Below are 15,049 nucleotides of genomic sequence, written 5' to 3' on the forward strand. Positions count from 1 at the left end.
AATAAATGGGAGCCATTAAAAGCTTTACAATACTTATTTTCACAGTCTAAAATGAAATTGAAAATTGGAGAAATATTTAAGTCAGTTAAACGAAGCACAATTAGAGCCTACTATACAAAAAGACGGGCCAATGATTATAATTGCTGGTGCAGGTTCAGGTAAAACACGTGTACTTACCTACCGTATTGCTTATTTAATGAGCGAAGGTGTCGATCCGTTTAATATATTATCATTAACCTTTACTAATAAGGCAGCTCGCGAAATGAAAGAGCGTATTGCCACTATTGTCGGTACAAGCGAGGCTAAGAATTTATGGATGGGAACCTTTCACTCGGTTTTTGCTAAAATTTTACGTATTGAAGCCGATAAATTAGGGTATCCAAGCAATTTTACCATTTACGATACGCAGGATTCCGATAGATTGATTTCTTCTATTATTAAAGAAATGAATCTTGATAAAGACATTTATAAATACAAACAAGTTCGTTCTAGAATTTCATCCTATAAAAATAGCTTGATTACCGTACGGGCCTATTTTCAAAATCCAGAATTAATTGAAGCAGATACCATGGCAAGACGCCCACGTTTGGGTGATATTTACAAAGAGTATGTAGAGCGTTGTTTTAAAGCTGGCGCAATGGATTTTGATGATTTGTTATTGAAAACCAACGAGTTATTGACACGTTTTCCAGAGGTCTTGATGAAATACCAAAACCGCTTTAAATACATTTTGGTTGATGAGTACCAGGATACTAACCATTCGCAGTATTTAATAGTAAGGGCGTTGTCCGATAAATTTCAGAATATTTGTGTGGTAGGTGATGATGCACAAAGCATTTATGCATTCCGTGGTGCCAATATCAACAATATTTTAAATTTCCAGAAGGATTATGATGATGTAAAGGTGTTTCGTTTGGAGCAAAATTATCGTTCCACCAAAAACATTGTAAACGCTGCCAATTCAATCATTGATAAAAACCAAACTAAATTAGACAAGGTCGTTTGGACAGCCAATGATGAAGGTGAAAAAATTGTAGTAAATCGCTCGTTAACCGATGGTGATGAAGGACGTTTTGTGGCAAGTACCATTTGGGAAAACAAAATCCAACATCATGTAGCAAATAGTGACTTTGCTGTTTTATATAGAACCAATGCCCAATCGCGTGCTATAGAAGATGCCTTAAGAAAGCGTGATATTCCATATAGAATTTATGGTGGTTTGTCTTTCTATCAACGAAAGGAAATAAAAGACGTTTTGTCATATTTGCGATTGATTATAAATCCTGCCGATGAAGAAGCTTTAAAGCGGGTTATTAATTTTCCACCACGGGGCATAGGTGATACAACCATAGATAAGTTAGTCGTAGCAGCCAACGGCTATAAGCGTTCTATTTTTGAGGTAATGAAAAACATCGATAAAACCGATGTAAAAATAAATTCGGGAACGAAAGGAAAGCTTCAGGATTTTGTGACCATGATTGAAAGCTATCAGGTGCTAAATCAAACTGCCGATGTTTTTGAATTGGCAGAACATGTTACCAGAACCAGCGGATTGATTAGGGAGTTTAAAAAGGATGGTACCCCTGAAGGTGTTACCAGAATGGAAAATATTGAGGAACTTTTAAATGGTATGAAAGACTTTGTGGAAGGCCAAAAAGAATTGGCTGACACCACAGGTAATTTAGCAGAGTTTTTAGAGGATGTAGCCTTGGCAACCGATTTGGATGCTGATAAAGGCGATAGTGACCACGTAGCATTAATGACCATACATTTAGCTAAAGGTTTGGAGTTCCCGTATGTGTTTGTAGTTGGATTGGAAGAGGATTTATTCCCGAGTGCCATGAGTATGGGGACACGCAGTGAATTGGAAGAAGAGCGCCGTTTGTTTTATGTCGCCTTAACACGTGCCGAAAAACAAGCCTATTTAACCTATGCGTTGTCGCGCTACCGTTGGGGGAAATTAGTAGATTCTGAACCAAGTCGTTTTATAGAAGAAATTGATGAGCAATATTTAGAAATAACAACCCCAATTGAAGAACATCGTTTTAACCCCATGTTGGACGCCGATATTTTTGGTGATGTAGAACCAAATAAAATTAGGTTTAAACCTGCGAAACAAGCTGTGTTAAAAAAGGGTGGTTCAACGAAAGAAGAACCTGTTAAGTTTCAGGTTACCACACCTAAAAATTTAAAGCCTGTAACAGCAACAGATAGCAATACCAATTTATTCGATAGTAAATTAGTGGTAGGTAATCTGGTTAAACACATGCGTTTTGGTACGGGTGAAGTTTTAAAAATAGAAGGAACAGGTGCCGATGTGAAGGCCGAAATTAAATTTCAGCACGGAGGCATTAAAAAATTATTGTTACGTTTTGCTAAGTTGGAAATAATAGGGTAATTTTAAGCAATGGCTGAGTTTATTAGAATATACGAAGAAAATCCCAATCCAAAAGAAATTGATCGGGTGGTTGCTGTTCTAAAACGAGGCGGGTTGATTATTTATCCAACCGATACGGTTTATGGTTTGGGATGTGATATTAATAATTTAAGAGCGCTTGAACGGGTGGCGCAAATAAGAGGCGTTAAGCTAGAAAAAGCCAATTTTTCGTTTGTTTGTCATGATTTAAGCCATTTAAGCGATTATGTAAAACAAATCGATACAGCGACTTTTAAAATATTAAAACGCGCACTTCCGGGACCTTACACATTTATTCTTCCGGGCTCTAACAGTTTGCCAAATCCATTTAAAAAGAAAAAAACGGTAGGTATCCGTATTCCTGCCAATAATATTGCATTGGAAATCGTAAAGAAACTGGGGAATCCCATAATTTCAACGTCTATTCATGATGATGACGCCGTTATTGAATATACCACCGACCCCGAACTTATTTTAGAAAAATGGGATAATTTGGTCGATTTGGTTATTGATGGTGGTTATGGTGATAACTATGCTTCTACGGTTATCGATTTATCGGAAGATGAACCCGTTGTTATTAGGGAAGGAAAGGGGAGTTTGGAGATATTTTAATCGCTAATACTTTAGAAATGAAAAACAATCAAATAAATTATATTGAATTCAAAGCTGCTAATCTCGAAGAAATCAAAGTGTTTTATAGCAAATGTTTTAATTGGGTTTTTACGGATTATGGATCAAATTATATAGCTTTTTCTGAAAGTGGTTTAGATGGTGGATTTGAAAAAACGGATTCAAAAATCGTGAATGGAGCATTAGTTGTTCTATATCATGAAGATTTAAGTTTGATTAAAAATAATGTTGTTCAATTTGGAGGTAACATATCAAAAGATATTTTTTCATTTCCAGGAGGAAGACGATTTCATTTTTTAGACCCAGCGGGTAATGAACTAGCTGTTTGGTCTGATAAATAAAACAAGAAAGCCTCCACTATCGCGATCGTCCCGCTCGTGACGGTATTACTCATGCATACTACATTATAATTAATGAAATCGTGAATGCTTCGCATTTGAAGTAAAAAGCCCACAGCGAAGTACGAGAGCGGACTTGTAACCTTTCGTAAGCTCCGCTTTTATCTTCAAATAAAAATATATTTTCATTTTCGATAATGTTCAAGATAAACTCCTAGCCGGGCCTTTAGGTAACGCCATTTTCAGCACAAAAAAAAGCCCAACCTTTCAGTTGAGCTTTCTTATTTATTTTTAAATTCTAATTATTTTTGAACAGAAAGGTTTTTCATTTCTTTTTCAACCATATCATAGAATTGGTCAATTTTAGGAAGCACTACAATACGAGTACGTCTGTTTTTTGCTCTGTTTTCAGCAGTGTTGTTGTCCACTAAAGGCACATAATCAGCACGTCCAGCAGCAATTAACTGAGCAGGGTTTACACCAAGTGTTTGTAATACTCTAATAATTGAAGTAGAGCGCTTAACACTTAAATCCCAGTTATCAACTAGAACACCACTTGAATAAGGAACGTTATCGGTGTGACCTTCAACCATACATTCGAAATCCGGTTTGCCGTTTACTACTTTTGCAACTTTAGCGAGTACTTCTTTAGCTCTTGAAGTGACGATGTAGCTGCCACTTTGGAATAATAATTTATCGGAAATAGAAATGAATACTACACCTTTTTCAACATTGATTTCAATGTCCGGATCGTTGATGCCTACTTCACGTTTTAAGCTAGTTACTACAGCAAGTGTAATACTGTCTTTTTTAGTTAAAGCATCTTGTAGACGTGTAATTTTCATATCTTTTTCTTTGATGCTTTCTAGAGTTTTCTCTATGTTGCTAGCTCCTTTTGAAGATAATATTTGTAAGTTGTCATTGCTTTTTCTTAAATCGGCAACTTGTTCTTCTAAAGTAGTTGCTCTTGCTGTTGCAGCAGCTCTATCTTCTAAACATGTATTTAATTTAACTGTTGCAGAATTCAATAAATCTTGAGATTCTTTGTATTTTGCTTCAAGGTCTGTAAATTGTTTTTTAGAAACGCACGAGCTCAATAAAAACATCGTCGATAAGCTAAGTAATAAGATTTTCTTCATAATTATTTAAGGGTTTTATATTTCTCTATATTTGTGCAAAAATATGTAAAAAAGAGCTGTTAATAGTATTTTAACAAAACTTTTGCAAACAATTTATCAACTTTTATAGTTTACGTTACTATTTACGAAATAATCTAAAACAATGGATGTTTTTTGATAATAGATTATTTTGTTTTTTACTGACTTTCTTTGTCTTAAGAGTTGTTTTAAATGCGCGTAAAAACTAAAGTGTGCTTTTAAGACAGCCAGGGTATGTTTTGGTTTTAGTTCTACTAAAAATTTAATTCCTGCAATGCCATCTAAAACCAAGCGTATTAAGATAATAAGGAAAATATTACCCTTTGCATTTTTGGTTAATGTATATAAACTATTCCTGAAATTAAGAAATGTTTTTTTTGGGTTGGCATTGTTAAGGGTAGCTCCACCAACATGATAAATGGTAGATTGCCCAACATATTTAACAGCATAGCCTAAGTTTTTTGCCCGCCAGCACAAATCTATTTCTTCCATGTGGGCAAAAAACGCTTCGTCTAAGCCGTTTAGTTCGTTAAACACGTACTTTCTAATAAATAAGCAAGCACCCGATGCCCAAAATACTTCGGTAGTATCGTTATACTGTCCGTTATCTTTTTCAATGGTATTGAAAATTCGACCTCTGCAATAGGGGTAGCCATATTTATCGATAAATCCTCCTGCGGCACCAGCATATTCAAAATAATCTCTCTTGTTAAAATCTAATAATTTGGGCTGAATGATGGCTGTGTTGAATTCGTTAGTAAAGGTTTCAATAATTGGTGAGAGCCAATTTACTGTAACTTCAACATCACTATTAAGAAGACAGAAAATATCGGCTTCAATATGTTTTAGCGCGTCGTTATAGCCTTTTGCGTATCCACCATTTTCTTTATTCTGAATTATTTCAATTAATGGAAAGGCTGTTTTTACAAAACTCACAGAATCATCGGTAGAAGCATTGTCTGCCACATAAACAGTAGCTTCTTTAGAATATTCAATTACGGAAGGTAAAAACTGTTCTAATAGTTTTTTTCCGTTCCAGTTTAGTATAACAATAGCTATTTTTAATTCTGCCACAGCGTCATTATTAATTATTCATTATTAATTATTCATTATAATTTGGAATGTCTTTTAAAAAGTCATAACGTTCATTTTTAAAGTCCATTTGGCAATAATAATGATTTAATCCGTTAGTTACCATTAAATAACTAGCGCTCAGCACGCGATTGTATTGTGCTATTTGGTCGAATGTTTGTTGATTTACCGTAATTGATGGCGCTTTGCATTCTACAATTAAATGGATATTTCCGTCGGTATTAAAAACCACAATATCGTAACGCTTTTTTAAATCGTTAACAATCAGTTCTTTTTCAATATTTATTAAAGATTTCGGGTATCCTTTTTCTTCAATTAAATATAAAATACAATGTTGGCGTACCCATTCTTCAGGTTGTAAAATCACAAATTTTTTGCGTATGCAATCGAAAATAGAAATTTTATTTTCGCTATTTTTGAATCGAAACGGAAACTTTGGAAAATTAAGCTCTAGCAACATCGTTGTATTTAGTTTTCAAAGTTAAGCTTCAATAATCAAATACCAAATCTTGAAAAGTATAAATATTGGGTTTTGGAATTTATAATTTGAATTTTTTCAATTTTGGACGAAGTAAAACAATTAGTTACCGACATAAAAAACGGAAAGTTAAGACCCATTTATTTTTTAATGGGTGAAGAACCTTATTATATTGATAAAATTTCAGATTTTATTGAAGATACTGTTTTAGCCGAAGAAGAGCGTGGATTTAACCAAATGGTATTGTATGGGCGCGACGTTACTGTAGAAGATGTGGTCAGTAATGCCAAACGCTATCCTATGATGGCAGAATACCAAGTGATCATTGTAAAAGAAGCTCAAGATTTATCCCGTAGTATAGAAAAGTTGGCGGATTATGCCAAACAACCGCAACCCACAACTATTTTAGTTTTTAATTATAAGTATAAAACCATTGATAAGCGTAAATCGCTTTATAAAACCCTTCAAAAAAGTGGGATAGTTTACGAAAGTAAAAAACTGTACGAGAATCAGGTTGCCGATTGGATTCGACGCGTTTTGTCTTCCAAAAATTACACCATTGCGCCAAAAGCAGCCCAAATGCTCGTGGAGTTTTTAGGAACCGATTTAAGTAAAATAAGTAATGAACTAGATAAACTTCAAATAATATTACCAAAAGGCACCCAAATTACGCCCGAGCATATCGAGGAAAACATCGGTATAAGCAAAGACTTTAATAATTTTGAATTACGCCATGCCATTGGTGAAAAAAATGCTCTTAAAGCTTATAGAATTGTTAATTATTTCGCCGAAAATCCTAAGGACAATCCCATGGTTGTTACCGTGTCTTTATTGTTTAGTTTTTTTTCGCAATTGCTTCATTTTCATGGTCTGGAAGATAAATCGCCTCGACATGTTGCTTCAGCATTAAAAGTGAATCCGTATTTTGTTAACGACTATGTTACAGCTGCAAGAAATTACCCCATGAGGAAAGTAAGCGAAGTTGTTTCAACCCTTAGGGAGTTTGATGTTAAAAGCAAAGGTGTTGGTTCTAATGCCGTTCCGCAAGGCGATTTATTAAAAGAGTTATTGGTAAAAATATTATCTTAGTGGTTAAATAATTTAAATCATTAGTGTCCGATTAAAGATTCAAGACCGTTTTGGTAAAAGAAAATAGACTATAGAATAAAGAAAATAGAATATTAGACTAAATGAGAACAAATTGATTTGCTTTTTTGTTTTTTATTAATCGCTAAGTAACTAATTATTGCAAAAAGTTAGGCCACAAATCAATAATCTCTTTGAAAGGCCATTATCAATGCGTTTGCAGTGAATTGTAAACCTTTTATCGGATAACAATGACAATAAATATAAACAGATAAAACATCCATAACTAAGTTTATGTCAAATACAGGAATTATTATATGGATGTAACATCTGACAAATTAAAAACAATAAATAAAAACAGATGAAAACATATCAACTTTTATTGCTATTTGGTATTGTGGTTTTAATTTCTTGTAAAAAAAACAAAAAAGAAACCATAGTACAAGAGCCTATTAAAACAGAAATAGTTTTAACCAAGCTATGGGAAACAGATACATTGCTTAAAACCTGTGAAGCTGTTAGATATCACAAAGAAAAAGGAGTCATTTATGTTTCCAATATAGGAAATGTGCCCCCAAGTGAAAAAGATGGGGATGGTAGTATGTCTATAATCAATCTGAAGGGTGAGATTATTAATCAGAATTGGGTAACAGGAATGAACGCTCCTAAAGGCATCCATTTTTATAATGACAAACTGTATGTTACAGATATTGATGCCATTGTTAAAATAGATATAAAATCGGGTGCTATTGATAAACGAATTGCTGTTGAAAACGCTATTTTTTTAAATGATTTGGATATAGACACGAGTGGTGATGTGTATTTTACAGATTCCAGTGATAGCAAAATTTACAAACTTGTAAATGATGAAGTCTCATTATGGTTGGATTTAGAAGACATGAATCCTAACGGCATACTTGTTGAAAAAGATCGAATTCTAGTAGTTTCATTTAGCAAAGGCGATTTTATAGCTATTGATAAAACAACAAAGAAACCCAGTGTTCTAGCTACGGGCATTGTTAAGGGTGATGGTATTGTGCCAATTAAAGAAGGGTATTTGGTTTCCACATGGCCTGGTGAGCTGTTTTTTGTTGATAAAAAACATCAAGGTGAAACAGCCAACAAAATATTAGATACTAAAGAAGAGAAACTTAACGCTGCCGATATTTCTATAATCCCCGAAGAAAACATCCTTTTAGTACCAACATTTTTTGGAAATAAGGTGGTTGCTTATAAAATTGGTAATGAACTCATTTAAACTTTTTTAATTGAAGTGAAAATTTAACCTTTCGCCAGCGGCTCGTTCGCTAAAATAATCCACTGGGTTATTTTTACGTTCCGCCCTATGCTCTTGGTTGAAGGCTTTCTTCAGTTGTACTAGGCCTACGGAACGAAGAAAAAGCAGGACAGAGCGTTAAGAAACAGTTCTATAGACTGTTTTAGTGAAATCGAAGATTCGGCGTAGCCAATGGACCGGGCGGGAGGCGCATGGACAAAAAAGGACAATTTTTTAGCCAATTGTGAAAAGTCTAAACGAGTTCTATAAATAAACCGAAATAGTCATCATGATCATTGTGAAAATCAATAAAATGATAACCAATGGCATGACGAATTTCAGCCATTTATCATAGCCTACTTTTACAATGGCTAATGAAGCTAAAATTAACCCCGTTGGATTTATAAAAGCAAATAAGCCCATCCCGTATTGATAGGCATTCACTATGAGTTCTCTTCCAATGCCAACACCATCGGCTAATGGAGACATAATAGGCATGGTTAAAACCGCCATGCCAGAAGATGATGGAATGAAAAACGATAATCCACCATAAATATAAAGCATGGCGTTAATAAAAACACCTTTATTCATACCATTTGTGGCATTGCTTGCATAAAACAGTAGTGTATCACTTATTTGTCCATCATTCATTAATATGGTAATACCTCGGGCTATTCCTATGATAATGGCAACACCAAGCAAATCGCTAGCGCCTTTAACAAATAGATCAACAAAGGTATATTCGTCAATTTTGGCTAAAAATCCAATCAGTACTGCACCTGATAAAAACACAACGGTCATTTCTAAAAACCACCATTCTAATTGAGACACGCCATAAATCATGACAACAAAGGACATGGCAAATACAAAGAGGATAAGTCGTAAACGGGTAGATAGTTTAACTGTGGAATTTGTTGTATTGCCAAACAGGGCCTCTATGGCTTCTTTTTGACTAAAAATAACAGATTTTGAAGGGTCGTTTTTTACGCGTTGTGCATATCTAATGGTGTAAAGAATACAGATAAGTGTTCCTAAAATCAGCATAATAAAACGCCCTATTAATCCAGTAGTCCAGTTAATACCTGCGGCATCAGAAGCTATAATGGTACTAAATGGATTGGTTGTAGAGCACATGGTGCCAATAGACGATCCTAAATAAATACAGGCTAACGCTACCATGGCATCATATTTTGCAGCCAAAAATATAGGAATAAGTATGGGGTAAAAGGCGATGGTTTCCTCAGCTAACCCAAAAGTGGTGCCTCCAATGGCAATTAATACGGTTACCAGTAGAATTAAAATAAATTCTTTACCTTTTAATGTTTCGGCAAGCCAAGAAATACCCGCATCAAAAGCACCTGTAAAATTCATTATTCCAATTAAACCTCCTATAAACAAAACTAGAAAAATAATGTCGGCAGCTTCAATAATACCTTTTATGGGTGATTGTATAAAGGCTAAAAACCCTTGAGGTTTTGCTTTAACTTTGTGGTAGGTATTTGGGATGCTAATGGGTTTCCAAATATCACCATTTGTAAATTTCTCTATGGGGATTTTAATTTGTAAGGCATCTAAAGTTTCTTGTGTAGCGGCTAAAGTTTCCTTTTTCTCTAAACTTGTTCTTGTAAAGGTATTTTCAGCTTTATTATAAGCTAAAGAATCAAATTTTCCTGAAGGAACGATCCAAGTTAAAATAGCCACCAAACCAGCAATAATAATGAGTATGGTTTGTGCCGTTGGGAATTTTAATTTTTTCAATCGTAAATTATTTTAATAAGACTAAAGATAGTACTATTTTAGTTCCATTTTATATTTGTATCTATGAATGTTGATATACACGAAAGTTGGAAGCCTTACTTAAAAGCAGAGTTTGATAAGCCTTACTTTAAGGGATTGGCACATTTTGTAAAAACTGAATATAGAAATTATACTTGTTTTCCTCCAGGAGCTCAAATTTTTAACGCCTTTAATCATTGCCATTTTGAAGATGTTAAAGTGGTGATTATAGGTCAAGACCCATATCATGATATAGGACAAGCCCATGGTTTGTGTTTTTCTGTAAATGATGGTATTAAACACCCACCATCTTTAATTAATATTTTTAAAGAAATTGAAACAGATTTAAAAATTCCATACCCTAAAAGTGGAAATTTAATGAGATGGGCAGATCAAGGTGTATTATTATTAAATGCAACGCTTACAGTTAGAGCACACCAAGCAGGAAGTCATCAAAATAAAGGCTGGGAGTTATTTACAAATGCGGTGATAAAAACGATTAGCGATGAAAAAGAAAACGTGGTGTTTTTGCTTTGGGGAGGATTTGCAAAGCAAAAAGCGAAACTAATAGATGTTAAAAAACACAAGATATTAGCATCAGGACATCCATCTCCACTTAGCGCAAATAGAGGGTACTGGTTTGGTAATAGACACTTTAGTAAAACTAACTCCCTGTTGGAGCAAGCGTTTCTGGAACCTGTACAGTGGTAGTTTCGGTTTTAAGTACTAAAGGCATTTTTCTGATTTTTGTTCGTTTTACAGTTTTATTGCAACTAAATTTTAACAATAAAAAATTAATAACCACTAAGGCAATAATTATAAAAGTAATTTTAAATAGCATAGGCATTGGGGGTTGATTAATCGACAATATACAAAAAAACAAGATAAAAAGTATTTTTGTTCAAGCGAAAATTATTTTGGTTACAAATCTAAGAAAAAAAAGACTACAGACAAATAAGAATTTGCACTTATTTGAATATTTGAAAAAATGTAAGTGATTTTTGTGTATATGACAGTTTTTTAAGATTTTTTTTGATTAAAGTTAAGAGTCAAGATTAAAAAGGTGAGTAAATATTATTTTTTAATTTGAAACAAGTGTTTTAATGAAATAAAAATTATTTTTGAACAAAATAATAAAAATGGAGCAAGTTAATTGGAAAACTGTTAAAGAGTACGAAGACATTACTTATAAAAAATGTCATGGAGTAGCTCGTATTGCGTTTAACAGACCAAATGTACGTAATGCCTTTAGACCAAAAACAACAAGTGAGTTGTATGATGCGTTTTATGATGCCAATGAAGATGTAAATATAGGTGTCGTATTGTTATCAGCTGAAGGACCATCAACTAAAGACGGGGTTTGGAGCTTCTGTTCTGGTGGTGACCAAAAAGCCAGAGGGCATCAAGGGTATGTAGGGGAAGATGGTTACCATCGATTAAATATTTTAGAGGTCCAACGCCTCATTCGTTTTATGCCAAAAGCTGTTATTGCAGTGGTTCCTGGTTGGGCAGTTGGTGGTGGTCACAGTTTACATGTTGTATGCGATTTAACCTTGGCAAGTAAAGAACATGCCATTTTTAAACAAACCGATGCCGATGTTACTAGTTTTGACGGCGGTTACGGGTCGGCTTATTTAGCAAAAATGGTGGGACAAAAAAGAGCCCGTGAGATTTTTTTCTTAGGAAGAAATTACTCCGCTCAAGAAGCTTTTGAAATGGGGATGGTAAATGCCGTTATTCCTCATGATGAATTGGAAGCAACTGCTTATGAGTGGGCGCAGGAAATATTGGCAAAATCGCCAACTTCAATTAAAATGTTGAAATTCGCTATGAATTTAACCGATGATGGTATGGTAGGACAGCAAGTGTTTGCAGGTGAAGCCACCCGTTTGGCTTATATGACCGATGAGGCTGTAGAAGGCAGAAACGCTTTTCTTGAAAAACGTAAGCCTAATTTTGTAAAAAAATGGATTCCATAATATGAAAAATATCTCTATTTGGATTTCAACCATACGTTTACGAACGCTACCCTTATCAATTTCTGGTATTATTTTAGCATCTTGTTTTGCTGTATATAATGGTTGCTTTAATTGGTTAATAGCTACTTTGGCTATTTTAACAACCCTAAGTTTTCAAATTCTTTCGAACCTAGCTAATGATTATGGCGATGGTATAAAAGGGACCGATAATAATGACCGTATTGGTCCAGATCGCGCTATTCAAACAGGTAAAATTTCTCCCGACGAAATGTTTAATGCCATAAAAATAAACGTGTTGATTTCTATTGCTTTAGCATTTTTTCTAATTTTTACCGCATTTGGTGTAAAGCATTTTTTCTTAACGGTTGTTTTCTTTTTACTTGCTATAGCCTCTGTTGCGGCAGCCATAAGATACACCGTTGGTAATAATGCCTATGGATATAAAGGGCTAGGAGATATTTATGTTTTTGTGTTTTTTGGTTTAGTAAGTGTTATAGGGTGTTACATATTATATGCAAAAACTATAGATCATGTGGTGTTTTTACCAGCAATTACTATTGGTTTATTAAGTGCAGCGGTTTTAAACCTTAATAATATGCGTGATGTTGAATCGGATAAAAAATCAAATAAAATAACGTTGGTTGTTAAAATGGGTATTCATAATGCTAAAATATACCATACAGTAATTATTGGTTTAGCGATTGTTCTATCGGGATTATTTGGTATATTATATTTCACTTCATTCTATGATTTAATGTTTGTGGTGGCGTACATTCCTTTAATTATCCACATTAAAAAAGTATTAAAAAATACAGATCCGAAATTGTTGGATCCCGAATTAAAAAAAGTGGCTTTAACAACGGTGCTTTTAGCCGTACTGATGGGAATAGGGCATTTGTTATAAAATTTTTGTATTTTACTTTACGAACTCATCTTGACTTTTTGTTTTTAACCGAAAATGAGATAAAATTTGTACAGATGAGGCGCTTTTTGCAAGACATAGCATCGCTACGCATAAAAAAGTAACGAAATATGGATAAATTTTAGCCATTTTTTAGGAAATAGAAAAAGTCAAGATGAGTTCTAAAAATTAATTGTAAACCAAATGAAAATCACATTTTACGGTCACGCTAGTTTAGGCATACAAGTTAATGATGTAAATATTCTTGTAGACCCGTTTATTTCGGCAAACCCCAAAGCATCGCATATAAATATTGATGCACTTAAAGCAGATTATATTTTATTAACCCATGCGCACCAAGATCATATTGTAGATGTGGAAGCTATTGCAAAACGCACCAATGCCATAATTGTATCTAATTTTGAAATTGTTTCGCATTTTGAAGCTTTAGGTTTAGAAGGACATCCAATGAACCATGGAGGAAGTTGGGATTTTGAATTTGGAACCGTAAAATACGTCAATGCCATTCACACGTCATCGTTTCCTGATGGCAAATATGGCGGTCAACCCGGTGGTTTTGTAATTGAAGGTGAACATAAAAACATTTACATAGCAGGAGATACGGCTTTAACCTTCGATATGAAATTAATTCCCATGAGAACGGATCTAGATTTAGCCATTTTTCCTATTGGCGATAATTTTACCATGGGAGTTGATGATGCCATTATTGCAAGCGATTTTGTAAAATGTGATAAAGTTTTAGGTTATCATTTTGATACCTTTGGTTATATTGAAATAGACCACGAGGAAGCTAAACGTAAATTTTTTGATAAAGGCAAAGATTTGATGCTTTTGGAAATTGGAGAAAGCATAGAATTATAGATGATACTTGCATCATACAAAAAATACATTTTAAACTTTAAACAAGCCAGTGGCACTTCCCGAGGCATTCTAAAAACCAAGGAAACCTGGTTTATTCTTTTAAATTCAGGTGAAAAACAAGGCATAGGTGAATGTGGTATTTTTAGAGGCTTGTCGGTTGATGATAGAGCAGATTATGAAGAGAAACTACAATGGGTTTGTAAAAATATCCATTTAGGATTAGAAACTTTATTGGTTGAATTAATCGAGTTTCCAAGCATTCAATTTGGTCTGGAAATGGCTTTTAAATCTTTAGAAGGCAAAAATATATTTGAATTATTTCCTTCAAAATTCACACAAAGTGAAGATTCAATTGTTATAAATGGATTGATTTGGATGGGTTCTGAAACCTTTATGAAACAACAAATTCAAGATAAAATCGATGGTGGTTTCCATTGCATAAAAATGAAAATTGGCGCAATCGATTTTCAAACGGAAATCAATCTTTTAAAATCAATCAGAAAAGAATTCACTCCAAAAGACATGGAACTTCGTGTAGATGCCAATGGTGCTTTTACGCCTTCAGAAGCTTTAGAAAAACTAAAAAGACTATCAGATTTAGACATCCACTCCATAGAGCAGCCCATAAAACAAGGGCAAGTTGAAGCGATGGCAATACTTTGTGCACAAACACCGTTACCCATTGCTTTAGACGAAGAATTAATAGGCGTGTTTACTGTAACAGAAAAGGAAAAGTTGCTACAAACCATCAAACCGCAATACATTATTTTAAAGCCAAGTTTAGTTGGTGGTTTTAAAGGGTGTGATGCATGGATTGATATTGCAGAACAAAACCAAATAGGGTGGTGGATTACCAGTGCATTAGAAAGTAATGTGGGGTTGAATGCCATAGCGCAATACACCTATACAAAACAAAGTAAACTACCACAAGGTTTGGGTACGGGTGGTTTATTTACCAACAATTTTGATTGCCCATTACAAGTAAAAAACGGTACTTTGCGGTACAATAATAAAACAGATTGGAACTTTAATTTATAG

Annotated in this window: 14 protein-coding genes; 10 read left to right on the plus strand and 4 right to left on the minus strand. The window is 34.1% G+C overall.

Features of this window, described 5'->3' with window-relative positions:
* The first annotated feature begins 64 nt into the window (after positions 1 to 64).
* The 3 genes from CJ739_RS16305 to CJ739_RS16315 are packed head-to-tail and all read left to right on the plus strand — an operon-like array spanning position 65 to position 3,387.
* Positions 65 to 2,398, plus strand: a complete 2,334-nt coding sequence (locus tag CJ739_RS16305; RefSeq protein WP_117177202.1) for an ATP-dependent helicase — start codon at positions 65 to 67, stop codon at positions 2,396 to 2,398.
* A gap of 9 nt (positions 2,399 to 2,407) precedes the next feature.
* Entirely contained in the window at positions 2,408 to 3,028 is a 621-nt protein-coding gene (locus CJ739_RS16310; RefSeq protein WP_117177204.1) for an L-threonylcarbamoyladenylate synthase, read from the plus strand.
* A gap of 17 nt (positions 3,029 to 3,045) precedes the next feature.
* Positions 3,046 to 3,387 (plus strand): VOC family protein, encoded by a 342-nt coding sequence (locus CJ739_RS16315; RefSeq protein ID WP_117177206.1) that lies wholly within the window; start codon positions 3,046 to 3,048, stop codon positions 3,385 to 3,387.
* Between the two features lie 299 nt (positions 3,388 to 3,686).
* Here CJ739_RS16315 and CJ739_RS16320 read toward each other — a convergent pair whose 3' ends face one another.
* The 3 genes from CJ739_RS16320 to CJ739_RS16330 form a co-directional block, all read right to left on the minus strand.
* Positions 3,687 to 4,523 (minus strand): OmpA/MotB family protein, encoded by an 837-nt coding sequence (locus CJ739_RS16320; RefSeq protein ID WP_117177208.1) that lies wholly within the window; start codon positions 4,521 to 4,523, stop codon positions 3,687 to 3,689.
* Between the two features lie 96 nt (positions 4,524 to 4,619).
* Positions 4,620 to 5,615 (minus strand): glycosyltransferase family 2 protein, encoded by a 996-nt coding sequence (locus tag CJ739_RS16325; RefSeq protein WP_117177210.1) that lies wholly within the window; start codon positions 5,613 to 5,615, stop codon positions 4,620 to 4,622.
* A 28-nt stretch (positions 5,616 to 5,643) separates the two neighbouring features.
* A complete protein-coding gene (locus CJ739_RS16330; RefSeq protein WP_117179078.1) occupies positions 5,644 to 6,090 on the minus strand; it encodes a type I restriction enzyme HsdR N-terminal domain-containing protein in 447 nt (148 codons plus the stop codon).
* A 105-nt stretch (positions 6,091 to 6,195) separates the two neighbouring features.
* On the opposite strand from CJ739_RS16330, the gene holA reads away from it, so the two are divergent.
* Both holA and CJ739_RS16340 read left to right on the plus strand, forming a co-directional pair.
* Entirely contained in the window at positions 6,196 to 7,200 is a 1,005-nt protein-coding gene (gene holA, locus CJ739_RS16335; protein ID WP_117177212.1) for a DNA polymerase III subunit delta, read from the plus strand.
* A 358-nt stretch (positions 7,201 to 7,558) separates the two neighbouring features.
* The gene (locus tag CJ739_RS16340) at positions 7,559 to 8,455 is read left to right on the plus strand and encodes an SMP-30/gluconolactonase/LRE family protein (protein ID WP_117177214.1); all 897 of its coding nucleotides are present in this window, start codon (positions 7,559 to 7,561) and stop codon (positions 8,453 to 8,455) included.
* 282 nt (positions 8,456 to 8,737) lie between these two features.
* On the opposite strand, the gene CJ739_RS16345 is transcribed toward CJ739_RS16340, so the two are convergent.
* Positions 8,738 to 10,231, minus strand: coding sequence for a YfcC family protein (locus tag CJ739_RS16345; protein WP_117177216.1), 1,494 nt, complete (start codon positions 10,229 to 10,231; stop codon positions 8,738 to 8,740).
* A 63-nt stretch (positions 10,232 to 10,294) separates the two neighbouring features.
* Between CJ739_RS16345 and CJ739_RS16350 the strand changes: the two genes are divergently transcribed.
* From CJ739_RS16350 to CJ739_RS16370, 5 genes are all read left to right on the plus strand, one after another.
* Positions 10,295 to 10,960, plus strand: a complete 666-nt coding sequence (locus CJ739_RS16350) for a uracil-DNA glycosylase (protein ID WP_117177218.1) — start codon at positions 10,295 to 10,297, stop codon at positions 10,958 to 10,960.
* 428 nt (positions 10,961 to 11,388) lie between these two features.
* Positions 11,389 to 12,228 carry a 1,4-dihydroxy-2-naphthoyl-CoA synthase gene (locus tag CJ739_RS16355; RefSeq protein WP_117177220.1) on the plus strand — a complete coding sequence of 280 codons (840 nt, stop codon included), beginning with the start codon at positions 11,389 to 11,391 and terminating at the stop codon, positions 12,226 to 12,228.
* A gap of 1 nt (position 12,229) precedes the next feature.
* Entirely contained in the window at positions 12,230 to 13,132 is a 903-nt protein-coding gene (menA, locus tag CJ739_RS16360; RefSeq protein ID WP_117177222.1) for a 1,4-dihydroxy-2-naphthoate octaprenyltransferase, read from the plus strand.
* Between the two features lie 201 nt (positions 13,133 to 13,333).
* Positions 13,334 to 14,011 (plus strand): metal-dependent hydrolase, encoded by a 678-nt coding sequence (locus CJ739_RS16365; RefSeq protein ID WP_117177224.1) that lies wholly within the window; start codon positions 13,334 to 13,336, stop codon positions 14,009 to 14,011.
* On the plus strand, positions 14,012 to 15,049 hold the full coding sequence (locus CJ739_RS16370; protein ID WP_117177226.1) for an o-succinylbenzoate synthase: 1,038 nt from the start codon (positions 14,012 to 14,014) through the stop codon (positions 15,047 to 15,049). It begins immediately after the preceding gene.

It is taken from the genome of Mariniflexile sp. TRM1-10 (genome assembly GCF_003425985.1).
GTDB lineage: Bacteria > Bacteroidota > Bacteroidia > Flavobacteriales > Flavobacteriaceae > Mariniflexile.